This is a genomic window from Pontibacter ramchanderi (assembly GCF_002846395.1).
In the GTDB taxonomy this organism is placed as follows: Bacteria; Bacteroidota; Bacteroidia; order Cytophagales; family Hymenobacteraceae; genus Pontibacter; species Pontibacter ramchanderi.
Genome location: NZ_PJMU01000001.1, coordinates 741828 through 755478, shown reverse-complemented (window position 1 = coordinate 755478; position 13651 = coordinate 741828). Strand labels below are relative to the sequence as shown.

Below are 13651 nucleotides of genomic sequence, written 5' to 3'. Positions count from 1 at the left end.
ATTGAGTGAGTTAGTGAATGAGTGATTGAGTGTATTGTTAAATTGTTCAGAATGATAATTTATGATTCGTTCATGAGGCATCACGCAACCAAAAATAAATCAATCACTCATTCATTCACCAACTCACTCAATCACTCAATATATAATTACCATCTGATCAGCGCAGAGGCCCAGGTGAAACCGGAACCGAAGGCTGCCATACACACCAAGTCACCTTCCTTTATGCGTCCTTCCTGCACGGCTTCGCTCAAAGCGATTGGCACAGAGGCTGCAGTGGTGTTGCCATACTTATGGATATTGCTCATCACTTTTTCAACCGGGAGCCCCATTTTCTGCTGAATGTAAGACGTTATGCGCAGGTTAGCCTGGTGGGGTATAAGCATGTCTATATCAGATGGCTTATACCCATTCTTGTTAAGTGCTTCTTCAATCACCTCCGGGAATCGCGTTACAGCATGTTTAAATACCTGGTTACCGTTCATGTAAGGATATACCGTTCCCTCGTCGATCATCGCGTGCGTCAGTCGTTCTTTTTTAGTGCTGCCCGGATCGATCACTGCCAGCTCTTCGGCAAACTCGCCGTCGGCGTGCAGGTGCGTGGACAGGATACCGCGCTCAGTGCTCTCAGAAGGAGTGAGCACCACAGCACCTGCGCCGTCACCAAAAATTACCGATACATTGCGTCCGCGTGTAGAAAAGTCAAGACCATTGGAATGAATCTCAGAGCCTACCACTAATATATTGTTGTACATACCGGTTTTGATGAACTGGTCAGCAACTGAGAGGGCGTAAACGAAGCCGGAGCACTGGTTGCGTACGTCTAGTGCAGGAATTTCCTTCAGGCCCATTTCACGTTGCATCAACACACCGGAGCCCGGGAAAACATAGTCGGGACTAAGGGTCGCAAACACGATCATATCCACATCCGAAGGCTGGAGGCCAGCCATTTCGAGCGCTTTCAAAGAAGCTTTGGCCCCCATGTTAGAGGTAGTATCTACTCCCTCCTGGAAATAACGACGCTCCTGTATACCTGTCCGCTCCCGGATCCACTCGTCCGAGGTCTCCATCATTTTCTCCAGGTCAAAATTGGTAACCACCTTTTCAGGCACGTAGTGGCCAACGCCTGCTATTTTTGAGTTTCGCATAATATAAGGTTTAGCTTTACAAATATACTGATTCTGATCTGATTTAGATTCGTCTAAAAATAAATTTTTATAGAGGCTATACCTGGGATAGGAGAGCTGTAACCAGTGGTATCAACTTTGTTTCTTCGCTTTCCCAGTAAAAGGAGGCAGGTATACCGTGCCGATAAAAATTCCTGTATGCCAACTCGTTGCATAGTTCTTTCACGTCAATCCTGCTAAAGTCGATTGATAGTCCGGCATCGTTTCCCTCTACTATACCTGCCCACAAAGGGTTTTGCTGTATCAGGATAGGCAGTGCGTGGGCCATGTACTCGTAAAGTTTTGTCGGGATGCAGCGGAACGTACTCGGGTTAGGCCGGTAGGGCAGCAAACCAACATGGCTCATCTGTATTTGCTGTACAATGTCCCGGTGCGGCACTAGTTTGTCGCCTCCGATCAGTTCTACAAACGGGAGCATACGGCAGGTTTCTTGTAGCCGGGCCAAGGTATGGCGGTTGGCGCAATACCCAATAATAGTCAGCCTAAGCTCCGGCCGTATAGTCGTCATTTGTTTAGCCAACTCGATCGCTTCCCAAACACCGTACTCTTCTGCAATGGTGCCGCTATACAACAACCGCAATGTACCAATAGCCGGTAAGTTAACAGGTGCGTTAGGCTGAGACTGCTTTTGTTTGGCTTTGTACTTGTTCTCTATAAAGGTATAGCGATCGCGCAAAAAGGGCAGCTCCTGAGCGTAGCTGCGTTCGGCCAGCAAAAAATGATCCACGTAGCTAGTGGTCATGCTTTCGACACCTCGCACTGCCAAAGCCAGCAAGTGCTTCAGCGGCCAGGTATAGTTCTGCTGAGCAGTTAAATTGAGACTGTAGTTTTCCCTTATGTCATACACAATTCGCACCTTATTGTGTTTGGCCTTGTAGAGCATAGAAGGTAGTAGCAACTCATGCGTACTGACAACGATGAGTTGCGGCTTGATTCGCTGTAATGTTCGATAGAACTTATATTGGGCAGTTATGCGGTCAGCGCTCAGCCTTTTGAAACGGAAAATGGGGTAAAAAAATACGTTGGACGGCGCTTCGTTAGGTATAAGCGCTTCGTAAGCAACTATATGAATGCTTGCTCCCGGGATTTTGCTCAATGATAATCCCAGTTTTTCATAAAGTCGGGTATCATTGATGGGCTTAAGCAGCGAGGCCAATAGGATTCTCTTTTCAGACATCGCCTAAATTTAATACTTTTACGCATTGATTTTCTAAAAACGAAAAATAGCATGGCATTACAGCAGATAATAGAGCAGGCTTGGGAAAACCGTGACTTGCTGAAAGAACAAAATACCATTGAAGCGGTTCGTGCCGTGATTGAAGAGCTTGACAAAGGCCGTTTACGCGTGGCAGAGCCTGTTGGCGACGACTGGAAGGTAAATGAGTGGGTGAAGAAGGCAGTCTTAATGTACTTCCCGATTCAGGCCATGAAGACAATAGAAGTGGGCCCCTTTGAGTTTCATGACAAAATCGCTCTGAAGAAAAACTACGCTGAGCTTGGGGTGCGTGTGGTGCCACATGCCGTGGCCCGTTACGGTGCCTACCTCTCCAAAGGTGTGATCATGATGCCCTCATACGTGAACATTGGCGCTTATGTGGAAGAAGGAACGATGGTGGACACTTGGGCAACCGTGGGAAGCTGTGCACAGGTGGGCAAGCACGTGCACCTGAGCGGTGGCGTTGGCCTAGGCGGAGTGCTGGAGCCAGTGCAGGCTGCTCCGGTGATCATCGAAGACGGTGCCTTTATCGGTTCCAGAAGCATTCTGGTGGAAGGCTGCCGCATTGGCAAAGAGGCGGTTATTGGTGCAGGTGTGACCATTACAGGCAGCTCCAAGATCATCGACGTGACAGGCAGCGAACCGAAAGAATACAAAGGCTATGTGCCGCCGCGCGCCGTGGTAATTCCTGGTTCATACACCAAAAAGTTCCCTGCCGGTGACTTCCAGGTTCCGTGCGCTCTGATCATTGGTCAGCGTAAAGAAAGCACCGACCTGAAGACATCTCTCAACGACGCGCTCCGCGAAAATGCAGTAGCAGTCTAGACAGTTAGCAGTAAACAGTTAGCAGTAAACAGTAACTATAATAGATAATAGGTACATTAGTAAAACGAAGCGCCGGTTCTTAAGAGCCGGCGCTTCGTCATTTTGGCGTTAACTGATAATTGATTACTGCTAACTGTTTTCTGTTTACTGAAACTGTTGTTTCTTTTTAAAGCGGTCTGCCACGATGAGTTCTTTTGAGCCGTGCGTCCAGGAGTAGAAACCCTGACCTGACTTCACGCCTTTGTGGCCAGCCTGGACCATGTTCACCAATAGTGGGCAGGGAGCGTATTTCGGGTTGCCGAAGCCATCGTGTAGCACGTTCAGGATCGAGAGGCAAACGTCAAGACCGATAAAGTCTGCCAGTTGCAATGGCCCCATTGGATGCGCCATACCCAGCTTCATGATCGTGTCGATCTCCTCCACACCCGCTACACCTTCATATAAAGAGTAGATCGCTTCGTTGATCATCGGCATCAGGATGCGGTTTGCCACAAAACCCGGGTAGTCGTTACACTCTGTCGGCACCTTGCCCAGCTGCAGCGACATATCCATTACCTGGCTGGTCACCTCATCCGATGTAGAGTAGCCCCTGATGATCTCAACCAGTTTCATAACTGGGACCGGATTCATGAAGTGCATGCCGATCACCTTATCCGGGCGGTTGGTGACAGATGCAATCTTGGTGATGGAGATAGAGGAGGTATTGCTGGCCAGGATTGCCTCAGGCTTGGCAAAGCTGTCCAGGTCTTTGAATATTTTCAGCTTCAGGTCTACGTTTTCGGTGGCCGCCTCTACGATCAGATCAGCCTCCTGCACACCCTGCTGCATATTGGTATAGGTTGTGATGCGTCCCAGGGTCTGGCTTTTTTGCTCTTCCGTCAGGTTGCCTTTGGCTATAATACGATCCAGGTTTTTCGTGATAGTGGCGAGCGCCTTATTGAGTGCCTCCTCTGATATATCAACCAGTGAGACCGCGAAACCGTTCTGTGCAAAAACGTGGGCTATACCGTTGCCCATGGTGCCCGAACCAATGACTGCTATTTTTTTCATAGGATAAATGCGTATGGTTAAAAATCCATTACAAAGCTAACAGAAAACAGTCAAACATAGGTTTTAAAAACATTTCTCTTGGAATACTCTTATTTTAAGGGTTCCACAGCAGCCTTGGGTTGCTCAGATGATACCAGGTATAGCTAATATTCTATTCAAAATTATGTAAGTCAATTTAGTTTAGCCTATAAACTTGTGTTATGACTGTAAATCAAAGGGATATGCTTGAAATCTATACCTGATGCTATACCTGTTTTCTGTAATATTTAGGATATGTATACAAAAAAATGCGATTATATACATCCTTTAAATTATAGGCCTCGTAAAAAGCTTAAAACAAAAAAATGCAAAGCTGTCCACTGAGTCAGTTTTGAAAACAAAGCAGACGGTTTTGCTTTCAATGCATTGAATAGGAGAAATTAAAACTTTATAACTATGGGAAATTTACTGTATATCATAGCCGTTGTGCTAGTTATCTTTTGGCTGATCGGGTTCCTTGGGTTTCCTGATGCCGTTGGTGGAATCATCCACGTACTTTTAGTGCTGGCTGTTATCGCGGTGCTGCTGCGATTAATCAGAGGTGCTTAACCTATATAGCGGAACTACGTTAGATAGGATATCAGACTATATTTTCGAAATTAAAATACTTACAACTATGGGAAATTTATTGTATATCATAGCCGTTGTGCTAGTTATCTTTTGGCTGATCGGGTTCCTTGGGTTTCCTGATGCCGTTGGTGGATTGATTCACATCTTATTGGTGATCGCTGTGATCGTGGTACTGTTACGACTCATACGGGGATAATCACCTGACACTGAAACAGAAAAGGCTGCAAAGTAATTTGCAGCCTTTTCTGTTTTTATGCCTTCAGCTCCGCTTTATCTTCTGAATGGAAAGCTAAAGCCTGCCCTGATCACAGGATTGGAATAGGGGGAGGCAAAAGAATCATTGAAATTGTAAAGCAACAGGATGTCGGCAGCGCCGCGCTCGCCTATACGCTGCCTGTAGCCTAATCCGGCCATGGGTATGCCGATGAAGCGCCGGCTGAATTCGTACACACCTGTATTGTAGTTCATCAAGGGGAGCTCCACGTTCAGTTGCTCAAACTCACCATGGATCAGGAAGTTTTCGAAAATCTGTTGCTGGGCGAAAACGCGCCCACCGTAGTTGTGCACACTTTCTCCTCTGAATCTTCTGTAGTGGTAGACCCCGCCTATACCTAGCCAAAACGTTTCGGTCGCCCGATAGCCCAGCACTGGCAACAGGGACACATTAGTGAAAGTGCCGAATTGTAATCCAAAACTACCACCCCAAAACATACGGTCGATCAGCGCTTGCGGTGCTTCCTCACCGGGGCGCACCACCTGCGGACGAATTACCTCTGGCTGGGGTTGAGGCTGCGTAACGCGGGGCTGCCGTTGCTGCTGCGGCTCCACAATGGGTCCTGTGGGCAGCTCGCGTTTGCGGCGTACCGTGTCGGGCTCTGTCTGGGCCTTGGCCCCTGTGCCGCCCAACAGGCAGCACAGGGTCAGTAACAGCAATTTGTAGCGATAGCGTAGCGGCATGTCTTGGTTGGTTACAGGTTGTCGCAGGTATAAACGCTATACCTTGGCTGTAGCATACATTTTTTTGCGAAGCTCCTTGATATTTTCATCTGATAGATACTCTTCGTAACCCATGCGCTTGTCGATGATGCCACCAGGCGTCAATTCGATGATGCGGTTGGCGATCGTGTCCACAAACTGCAAGTCATGCGAAGAGAACAGGATGGTGCCGTCAAAGTCGCGCAGCGAGTTGTTCAAAGCCGTGATCGATTCCAGGTCCAGGTGGTTGGTTGGTTCGTCGAACACGAGCACGTTGCCGGATTGGAGCATCATGCGGGAGAACATGCAGCGTACTTTTTCGCCACCCGACAGCACGTTAGCTTTCTTGAGCGACTCTTCGCCTGAGAACAGCATGCGGCCCAGGAAACCCCGGATAAAACTCTCATCTTTTTCTGTGGAGTACTGGCGCAACCAATCCACGAGATTCAGTTCTGTATCAAAAAACTCCTGGTTATCTTTCGGGAAGAAGGAAGCTGTAATGGTAGTGCCCCACTTGAACTCACCAGAATCAGCCTGTTCCTCGTTGAAGAGGATCTTGAAGAAAGTAGAGGCGGAGATATCATTGCGGCCTATTACAGCGATCTTATCACCTTTGTCCACCATAAACGAAATGTCGGTGAAAAGTGGCTGCCCGTCAACTGACTTGCTCAGGTTCTCCACGTTCAGGATCTGGTTACCGGCTTCACGCTCTGGTTTGAAAGCAATGTAAGGGTACTTGCGTGAAGATGGCTGGATATCCTCCACGGTCAGTTTCTCAAGCAACTTGGCTCGCGAAGTGGCCTGCTTCGACTTGGAAGCGTTGGCGCTGAAGCGACGGATGAATTCTTCAAGTTCTTTGCGCTTGTCTTCGGTCTTTTTATTGGCATCAGCGCGCTGTTTCAAAGCCAGCTGGCTCGACTGGTACCAGAAGCTGTAGTTACCGGCAAACATCTTGATCTTGCCAAAGTCAATGTCGGCTACGTGCGTACAAACCGCGTCGAGGAAGTGGCGGTCGTGCGACACTACAATCACGGTGTTTTGGAAGTTGTCCAGGAAGTTCTCCAACCACATGATCGACTCGGCATCCAGGTGGTTGGTCGGTTCGTCGAGCAGCAGGATATCGGGATTGCCAAAAAGCGCCTGTGCCAAAAGCACACGTACTTTTTCGCTACCGCTCAGGTCCTTCATTAAAGCATAGTGCAGGTCTTCGCTAATGCCAAGTCCGCTCAGGAGCTCTGCCGCTTCATACTCTGCGTTCCAGCCTTCCAAATCAGCAAACTCGCCCTCCAGCTCAGCTGCGCGCTCTCCATCGGCCTCAGTAAAGTCCGCTTTGGCGTAGATCGCATCCTTCTCCTGCATTATGTCGAAAAGGCGTTTGTGACCCATGATGACAGTCTGCAGCACAGGGAATTCGTCGTACACGAAGTGGTTCTGCTTTAGTACGGCCAGGCGGGCGTTGGCCGGAATATCTACGGTGCCGGTGTTAGGGTCAATTTCGCCGGAAAGGATCTTCAGGAAAGTGGATTTGCCTGCACCGTTGGCTCCGATAAGGCCGTAGCAGTTGCCGGGCAAAAATTTAATGGTGACTTCGTCAAACAGGGTACGCTTGCCATAAGACAGGCTTACATTGTTGGTGCTGATCATAGAGAGCTAAAAATGAGTATATGAAACGATTGCGGTGCAAAATTACGAAATAAAAACCGTCTTTTTTTCAAATTGCTGTAAACCAATAGGCTAAGGCTTTGTATTGCTTGCGTTAATTGCTTTTAAATGAAGCGCTTCGAAGGGTATTCCGAAAAATTTATGGCCCAAATCACAACGCCACGGCACTTTCTCTAGTATATTGATTTAATTATATACGGCAGATTGCACCTGCACCGAGGAGCTTTGTAAAAGACAAGCTCTTTTTTATAACCAACCGTGCAACTAATCTGTTCATTTTTAAAAACTAAGGATTTCTTTTAAAACAGTATTCATATGGCACTTTCAAAAATCACATATCAAAAGGTATCGTTGAAATATGGTATTTTCGTAGGTATAGCGCACGTCATTTTTTTCCTGATTATGCGACTGCTCAATCTGCAGGATAGGGTGGAAATCTCGTTTCTGAGTTCGCTCTTCCTGATTATTGGTATAACAGTCGCTATCTCGCAATTTAAGAAAGCAAAAGGAGGGAACATCAATTACTTCCAGGGGCTGGCGATAGGTGCAACAACCGGCGTGGTTTCTTCAACCATTCTGGCGCTTTTCCTGGTCTTCTATGTCACCACCCTCGACACCGCATACCTGGCCGACCTGCAGTCGAGCTCGCTGTTCCCGGTTAGCCTGTCCGTGCTGTCACTCTTTGTTTTAACGATCATCTACGGCACAATTCCAGGCTTTCTGATTGCCTTTGTGGCTATGCAATGGTTTAAGCGGGCAGACCACGCGATTCCGGAGCGCATCTAATAGTCGCACTCCAACTTAACTGAAAACAACAATCCACACCCAAGCACCAACTATGGAAAAGATTGGCCTCAAATACGGCCTCTTCACGGCACTAGCACTTATCGCCTATTTTTTACTTATGAAGCTCGTTGGCCTGGAGCAGGTCATCGAGTTACGTTTTCTGAATGGGCTGATCATGGCTGCTGGCGTTACGCTGGCCATTCGGGCTTTCAAGAAGATGCGACAAGGGAATATCGGCTATTTTGAGGGGCTTGGTGCGGGCATCATCACATCGGCCCTGGCAACCGTTCTGTTTGCGGTGTTCATGGTGGTATACATCAAAACCTTTGACGACCGTTTGCTGAGTGTGCTGGCAGGTGAGCAGTTTTTTGGCGACCGAATCGCTATTACACCCGGTATAGTTATTTTTATGGTATTGATGCTGGAAGGTGTAATATCTGGCTTCATGGTTTCGTTTATTGCCATGCAATGGTTCAAGCGACGCGACCATAAAGTGCCTGGTAGCCCTTGATCGAAATATAAAATCTACTTAAGAATCTAAAAAGAGAGGCGGCCTGGTTATTACCAGGCCGCCTCTCTTTTTAGATTTTACTGCCGTTTAGTTTACCAGATTATCTGGCCGCTGTATGATTTGTACAACTACTTCATGTAAATCGCCTTCCTCATCTTTTAATTTGTAAATTACCATTGGGTTGTCAGCATCATGTATAGGCGTGATATTGATCACCTTACCTGAGTCTAGCTTGTCTTCCAGCTGCTGTGCCAAGGCCTGAAAAGCTTTTGCAAAGTTAACCTCTAGCAAACTGGGATTATAATATTTTGTCTTCATGATTTTTTCACTTTGTATGGAGGGAACCGCTGTCGCGAAACCTGGAGCCACTGTTAAAAATACTATTTTGAGCGTTTAGTTTGTATACTGCTCTGCAGGGGCATAGTTACGATATAGTTACTTTTGAATACAAGTTATTTTTATTGTTTAAATATATGTAGCAATGTTTCTATTATATGAGGCGTTGGTCCATTGGGTGTTATTGGAAAAATATAAATAATGTGCGTTTTACAGCAGAACCAAAGTAATATAATTCCGTTCATAACACTAAATAACATTAGCATAGCCATCGGTTGGCATAATACCGGAATATCATGAAAAGAATTATACCCCTACTCATCATACTGGGACTAACCATACCTACCACAGAAGCGCAGCGATTAACGGAAACGGACGATCTGCTGGATAAAAAAGTACTCGCCATGGACTTGAGCGGTCCTCAAATGGCACTTATGGAAATGAAACGCGAATTGAATCTGAGTGAGGAACAACTATTGCAGGTAGAGCAGTTACACGACAAACGATACCAGCGCATGGCAGAAGCGCAGACAAAACTTACCGACCCAATTGAGTTGCAACGCGCTTACCGCGACATTCAGACTGAGCTTGACAAAGTAATGGCGGGCATTCTGAACGAGAAGCAGCTAAAGCACTTTTTGGAGTTGGAAGGTCGCCAGTATGTTAACCTGCTCACAGGAAATGAAGAGGAATAGTAAATAACCCCTCTAAACTTGAAGCCCGCTGAATAGCGGGCTTTTTGCTTTAATTGGATACAGGAAGTGGACGCAAGTAAGTGATCTCACTTACCTTGTGCAGGGCGTTGAAGCGCACTTCGGCCCGGTTAGCTTCCGACAGTTTGTTGCGTTCGTTGCAGTGCGAGCCGGGCTCCAGATAATATATGAAGACTCGTTGGCCCCGACGCATCAGTTGTTCCGCGTCAGGTTTGCCCAGTATATCCTTCACATCCTCTTCCGGAAGACCATACAGATCGCGGCGTATTTCATCAAAGTTTCGCACCATGTTGCTGCGCTTGCCCTGGCAGCCTTTCTTGTCTTGTTGCCACGTAGCGCTGTCGAAGCCGGGGATGCTGGCCGGGTCTGCGCAACCCATCAGCATGATTAGAAATAAGGTATAGAAGGTATACGATTTCATGTGCTGTTCTCTTACCTCAAAATTGCAGCTTCCGGCTCAGGCATACAAGCAAAAGAGGCAATTTATAAATCGGTTTACTGGTTCTGGAAAAATTTTGTGATGGCTATGTATACTAAGTGTCAGGTATACAAACGTTTAGCTAATAAGTATGGCCGATAGGCGGTATGAGGGCCTAAAAATAGGACATTAACATCGTTTGGGGGAACAATTGTTGTGTTTTTCCCTGTTAGTACAGTAATTGCGTAAAATCTGATAAGAATACTAACCCTATGATAAGAGCCATTGTCACCTCTTTTGCCCTTAGTTTCATGCTGGTCGCCACTCCTGGTGGGGCGCGACACGACGAATCAGATCCGATGGCACGCACTGCTGCTTCTGTTCTAAACCCTGCTTCGCTTGCCAACCTTTCTTTCGCAGAGAAGAAGATCGCTTTTGATGAACATGTGCTGGAGGTGTACAACAGAGCTGGCTTAAAAAAGGCCGGACTCTCATACAACGTATTTGAGCGTGCTTATACTGGTTACCACAATTTCAAGCAGGATGCCTTAACAGCAGCCGACAAGCAGATTCTGACAGTAGTAGACTTTACGAAGCCTAGCAACCTGAAGCGCATGTGGATCATTGATCTCGATGCCGGCAAAGTGGTTTACAACAATCTGGTGGCGCACGGTCGCAATACTGGTAATGTAAAAGCAGAGAAATTTTCGAATGAGCCCAATTCCAACATGAGCAGCATGGGCTTTTACCTGACAGATAAAACCTATTATGGCAAACATGGCCTTTCCTTGCGTCTGGCAGGTATGGACGAGCAGTTCAACTCCAAAGCCATGGAGCGCGCCATCGTGTTGCATGGGGCAGACTATGTGAGCGAGGATTTTGTGAAGCAGTACGGCCGCCTGGGTCGTAGCTTGGGTTGCCCTGCCGTGCCGCGTGCCATTTCCGGCGATGTGATTGAACTGATCAAGAATAACACGGTGCTATACATCCACAGCGCAGACAAGAACTATACTTCTGACTACCTGAACACAGAGAGAGCGGTCGAAGGTTTTGCCTCGCTTCAGGAGACTTTGCCCCTGAACGGATAGGCAGTCAAAAATAAAGCAAAAAAGCCACGCCTGGTAAAGGCGTGGCTTTTTTGCTTTAAGCGGGATCTGTTTTTAAGTCTGGTCCTTTGTTGTTTTTACCAGGTTGATGCCTGCAAAGAAGAAGATAAGGCCAACAATAAAAGGCACAACGGCAGTGTACTGGCCGATAGCGGCTCCGTCGCCTCCCATCACGAAAGCATAAGCCCCCCAGATGATGCCCACTATACCTAATATGGTCAGAATGGCACCGAATGTTCTTTTCATATTCATAATTTTCAGTTTTAATTGAAGCTGCTTTTCCAGCGATTTTAGTGTATTACGAAAATCATATAAAATAGGGTGACTATTTATATGTTCTATAACGCTTCCTTTGTTGTGCGCTCTTATATTTTAAGGATATCTGCGTATACTTTTTACGGCGTTGAAAGTATATGAAGGTGCGAATCATACCGTCACGATGATAAGTGACTGGCTGTGGATATGACGTTGCGCAGCGTTTAATTAAAGAGACATGTAGTTATAGAAATAGAATGAGAGGAATCGTAAAATTTATCATCGCCATCCTGATCGCGGCCGTGTCGCTGGTTACATACTGGTGCAACAGGCAGGAGAATGAGTTTACCGGCCAGATGCAGCACGTCGATATGACGGTGGAGCAGGAGATAGCCTTGGGCCTGCAGGCTGCCCCACAAATGGCCTCCCAATACGGAGGACTTCATCCAGACGAGCAGGCAAGGGCCGAAGTAAATGCAATTGGGCAGCGCCTTGTGCAGAGCACCCGCGTGAGCGAAACACCCTACAAGTTCGATTTTCATTTGCTGGCCGATGAAGAGACTGTTAATGCCTTTGCCTTGCCTGGCGGGCAGATCTTTATCACGGCGGGCCTGCTCCGCCGGCTGAGTTCGGAGGCGCAACTGGCCGGGGTGCTGGGGCATGAAATCGGGCATGTGGTGGGGCGGCACTCTGCACAGCAATTGGCCAAGGCGAAACTAACCCAGGGCCTGACCGGTGCGGCTGCCATTGCAACCTACGACCCGGACAACCCTGCCTCCCAGACCGGTGCCATTGCCGCCGCCATGATCGGTAAGCTGATGAACATGCGCTATGGCCGTGAAGACGAGTTGGAATCGGACAAGCTGGCGGTGCGCCTTACAGGCGAGGCCGGTTACGACCCGCGCGCGATGATAGAGGTAATGCGCATATTGGAAGAGGCCAGCGGTGGTGCCCGCGGTCCCGAGTTTACACAGACTCACCCTAACCCAGGCAACCGGATTGCCGAAATAGAGCGTGCCATTCAGCAGGAATACCCAAACGGCCTGCCAGCAGGTTTAGTACAATAAGCTATACCCACCTTCATTCTGAGACTAACTCAATTACATGAAAGAAGAAAAGAAACTCCGCAACCTGCTTTTTGTGGTGAACCCCATTGCAGGAGATATAGATAAGGAAGAACTGGAAGACGAAATAAAGACTACATGTGCTGAGCATCAGCTTAACTGCACCCTTTACCGCACCACAGGAAAAAATGATGCAGGTGAGATAAAGAAGCGCATTGAGCAGGACAATTACGACGCCGTATTTGCAGTAGGTGGAGATGGTACAGTTAGCCTGGTCGGGGCTTTGCTGATCGGCACGCAAACTCCTTTGGGAATAATACCGCTTGGCTCCGGCAACGGACTCTCAAAAGACTTAGGTATACCACAGGATACTGAAGAAGCCCTGCAGCTGCTACACGAGCATGTGGTGCGCAACATCGATACCATCGATCTGAACGGGCATCCATCTATTCATCTAAGCGATCTGGGTTTCAATGCGCTGGTCGTAAAGCGTTTTTGTGAAGGGGATAAGCGCGGGCCGGGCGCCTACGCCTGGATTGCCCTTCAGGAATACATTCAGTACGAACCAAAGTTTTACCGCATAGAAACCGATACCGAGAATTTTGAGGGGGAGGCCTTTATGGTAACGATCGCCAATGCCAATGCCTTTGGCAGCAATGCCGCCATTAACCCCAGCGGTATCCTGAACGACGGCCGATTCGAGATCTGCCTGATAGAGCCCTTCCCCAAAGCTGCTGCGCCGGTTTTGCTATACCGCATGTACACCGACAACATTGACGGCTCTATCTACACGCGGCGCATCAGTTGTCGGCGGGCCACTGTTTACAATGTAGACCATGAGGTAGTGCATATTGATGGGGAGCCGGCTGAGTTGGGAGAGGAGATTAAAGTAACGATGCACGCCAAGAGCCTGAAAGTGATTCTGCCTATACCTGAATAAT

General features: G+C 47.8%; 17 protein-coding genes. 9 read left to right on the top strand and 8 right to left on the bottom strand.

Features of this window, described 5'->3' with window-relative positions:
- Positions 1-146: 146 nt before the first annotated feature.
- Both BD749_RS03215 and BD749_RS03210 read right to left on the bottom strand, forming a co-directional pair.
- Entirely contained in the window at positions 147-1145 is a 999-nt protein-coding gene (locus BD749_RS03215; protein ID WP_101442921.1) for a 3-oxoacyl-ACP synthase III family protein, read from the bottom strand.
- Between the two features lie 76 nt (positions 1146-1221).
- On the bottom strand, positions 1222-2361 hold the full coding sequence (locus BD749_RS03210; RefSeq protein WP_101442920.1) for a glycosyltransferase: 1140 nt from the start codon (positions 2359-2361) through the stop codon (positions 1222-1224).
- 51 nt (positions 2362-2412) lie between these two features.
- Between BD749_RS03210 and BD749_RS03205 the strand changes: the two genes are divergently transcribed.
- A complete protein-coding gene (locus BD749_RS03205; protein ID WP_101442919.1) occupies positions 2413-3225 on the top strand; it encodes a 2,3,4,5-tetrahydropyridine-2,6-dicarboxylate N-succinyltransferase in 813 nt (270 codons plus the stop codon).
- 144 nt (positions 3226-3369) lie between these two features.
- Here BD749_RS03205 and BD749_RS03200 read toward each other — a convergent pair whose 3' ends face one another.
- Positions 3370-4275, bottom strand: coding sequence for a 3-hydroxybutyryl-CoA dehydrogenase (locus BD749_RS03200; RefSeq protein WP_101442918.1), 906 nt, complete (start codon positions 4273-4275; stop codon positions 3370-3372).
- 435 nt (positions 4276-4710) lie between these two features.
- On the opposite strand from BD749_RS03200, the gene BD749_RS19200 reads away from it, so the two are divergent.
- On the top strand, positions 4711-4863 hold the full coding sequence (locus BD749_RS19200; protein ID WP_007660459.1) for a lmo0937 family membrane protein: 153 nt from the start codon (positions 4711-4713) through the stop codon (positions 4861-4863).
- 67 nt (positions 4864-4930) lie between these two features.
- Positions 4931-5080, top strand: coding sequence for a lmo0937 family membrane protein (locus BD749_RS19195; RefSeq protein WP_007660460.1), 150 nt, complete (start codon positions 4931-4933; stop codon positions 5078-5080).
- 74 nt (positions 5081-5154) lie between these two features.
- On the opposite strand, the gene BD749_RS03195 is transcribed toward BD749_RS19195, so the two are convergent.
- Positions 5155-5841 (bottom strand): hypothetical protein, encoded by a 687-nt coding sequence (locus BD749_RS03195; RefSeq protein ID WP_101442917.1) that lies wholly within the window; start codon positions 5839-5841, stop codon positions 5155-5157.
- A 36-nt stretch (positions 5842-5877) separates the two neighbouring features.
- Complete coding sequence (locus tag BD749_RS03190; RefSeq protein WP_101442916.1) at positions 5878-7503, bottom strand: ABC-F family ATP-binding cassette domain-containing protein; 1626 nt, start codon at positions 7501-7503, stop codon at positions 5878-5880.
- Positions 7504-7836: 333 nt separating this feature from the next.
- Here BD749_RS03190 and BD749_RS03185 point away from each other — a divergent pair, with 333 nt between their 5' ends.
- Both BD749_RS03185 and BD749_RS03180 read left to right on the top strand, forming a co-directional pair.
- Positions 7837-8307, top strand: coding sequence for a DUF4199 domain-containing protein (locus BD749_RS03185; RefSeq protein WP_101442915.1), 471 nt, complete (start codon positions 7837-7839; stop codon positions 8305-8307).
- Positions 8308-8359: 52 nt separating this feature from the next.
- On the top strand, positions 8360-8818 hold the full coding sequence (locus tag BD749_RS03180; RefSeq protein ID WP_101442914.1) for a DUF4199 domain-containing protein: 459 nt from the start codon (positions 8360-8362) through the stop codon (positions 8816-8818).
- An 87-nt stretch (positions 8819-8905) separates the two neighbouring features.
- Here BD749_RS03180 and BD749_RS03175 read toward each other — a convergent pair whose 3' ends face one another.
- Positions 8906-9136, bottom strand: coding sequence for a hypothetical protein (locus BD749_RS03175; RefSeq protein ID WP_101443598.1), 231 nt, complete (start codon positions 9134-9136; stop codon positions 8906-8908).
- 314 nt (positions 9137-9450) lie between these two features.
- Here BD749_RS03175 and BD749_RS03170 point away from each other — a divergent pair, with 314 nt between their 5' ends.
- The gene (locus BD749_RS03170; RefSeq protein ID WP_101442913.1) at positions 9451-9849 is read left to right on the top strand and encodes a hypothetical protein; all 399 of its coding nucleotides are present in this window, start codon (positions 9451-9453) and stop codon (positions 9847-9849) included.
- A 49-nt stretch (positions 9850-9898) separates the two neighbouring features.
- On the opposite strand, the gene BD749_RS03165 is transcribed toward BD749_RS03170, so the two are convergent.
- Positions 9899-10288: a hypothetical protein gene (locus BD749_RS03165; RefSeq protein WP_101442912.1), complete on the bottom strand. Its 390-nt coding sequence runs from the start codon at positions 10286-10288 to the stop codon at positions 9899-9901.
- A 269-nt stretch (positions 10289-10557) separates the two neighbouring features.
- Here BD749_RS03165 and BD749_RS03160 point away from each other — a divergent pair, with 269 nt between their 5' ends.
- Complete coding sequence (locus tag BD749_RS03160) at positions 10558-11373, top strand: murein L,D-transpeptidase catalytic domain family protein (RefSeq protein WP_101442911.1); 816 nt, start codon at positions 10558-10560, stop codon at positions 11371-11373.
- A 72-nt stretch (positions 11374-11445) separates the two neighbouring features.
- Here BD749_RS03160 and BD749_RS03155 read toward each other — a convergent pair whose 3' ends face one another.
- Positions 11446-11637 (bottom strand): hypothetical protein, encoded by a 192-nt coding sequence (locus tag BD749_RS03155; protein ID WP_245868665.1) that lies wholly within the window; start codon positions 11635-11637, stop codon positions 11446-11448.
- 266 nt (positions 11638-11903) lie between these two features.
- Between BD749_RS03155 and BD749_RS03150 the strand changes: the two genes are divergently transcribed.
- Both BD749_RS03150 and BD749_RS03145 read left to right on the top strand, forming a co-directional pair.
- A complete protein-coding gene (locus BD749_RS03150; protein WP_101442909.1) occupies positions 11904-12713 on the top strand; it encodes a M48 family metalloprotease in 810 nt (269 codons plus the stop codon).
- 37 nt (positions 12714-12750) lie between these two features.
- On the top strand, positions 12751-13650 hold the full coding sequence (locus tag BD749_RS03145) for a diacylglycerol/lipid kinase family protein (RefSeq protein ID WP_101442908.1): 900 nt from the start codon (positions 12751-12753) through the stop codon (positions 13648-13650).
- The last annotated feature ends 1 nt before the right edge of the window (position 13651 follow it).

Coding starts and splice junctions, on each gene's coding strand:
- BD749_RS03170 (WP_101442913.1), top strand. CDS start 9,451: ATGAAAAGAATTATACCCCTACTCATCATACTGGGACTAACCATACCT.
- BD749_RS03175 (WP_101443598.1), bottom strand. CDS start 9,136: ATGAAGACAAAATATTATAATCCCAGTTTGCTAGAGGTTAACTTTGCA.
- BD749_RS03215 (WP_101442921.1), bottom strand. CDS start 1,145: ATGCGAAACTCAAAAATAGCAGGCGTTGGCCACTACGTGCCTGAAAAG.
- BD749_RS03195 (WP_101442917.1), bottom strand. CDS start 5,841: ATGCCGCTACGCTATCGCTACAAATTGCTGTTACTGACCCTGTGCTGC.
- BD749_RS03210 (WP_101442920.1), bottom strand. CDS start 2,361: ATGTCTGAAAAGAGAATCCTATTGGCCTCGCTGCTTAAGCCCATCAAT.
- BD749_RS03190 (WP_101442916.1), bottom strand. CDS start 7,503: ATGATCAGCACCAACAATGTAAGCCTGTCTTATGGCAAGCGTACCCTG.
- BD749_RS03185 (WP_101442915.1), top strand. CDS start 7,837: ATGGCACTTTCAAAAATCACATATCAAAAGGTATCGTTGAAATATGGT.
- BD749_RS03160 (WP_101442911.1), top strand. CDS start 10,558: ATGATAAGAGCCATTGTCACCTCTTTTGCCCTTAGTTTCATGCTGGTC.
- BD749_RS03205 (WP_101442919.1), top strand. CDS start 2,413: ATGGCATTACAGCAGATAATAGAGCAGGCTTGGGAAAACCGTGACTTG.
- BD749_RS03165 (WP_101442912.1), bottom strand. CDS start 10,288: ATGAAATCGTATACCTTCTATACCTTATTTCTAATCATGCTGATGGGT.
- BD749_RS03150 (WP_101442909.1), top strand. CDS start 11,904: ATGAGAGGAATCGTAAAATTTATCATCGCCATCCTGATCGCGGCCGTG.
- BD749_RS03155 (WP_245868665.1), bottom strand. CDS start 11,637: ATGAAAAGAACATTCGGTGCCATTCTGACCATATTAGGTATAGTGGGC.
- BD749_RS03145 (WP_101442908.1), top strand. CDS start 12,751: ATGAAAGAAGAAAAGAAACTCCGCAACCTGCTTTTTGTGGTGAACCCC.
- BD749_RS03200 (WP_101442918.1), bottom strand. CDS start 4,275: ATGAAAAAAATAGCAGTCATTGGTTCGGGCACCATGGGCAACGGTATA.
- BD749_RS19200 (WP_007660459.1), top strand. CDS start 4,711: ATGGGAAATTTACTGTATATCATAGCCGTTGTGCTAGTTATCTTTTGG.
- BD749_RS19195 (WP_007660460.1), top strand. CDS start 4,931: ATGGGAAATTTATTGTATATCATAGCCGTTGTGCTAGTTATCTTTTGG.
- BD749_RS03180 (WP_101442914.1), top strand. CDS start 8,360: ATGGAAAAGATTGGCCTCAAATACGGCCTCTTCACGGCACTAGCACTT.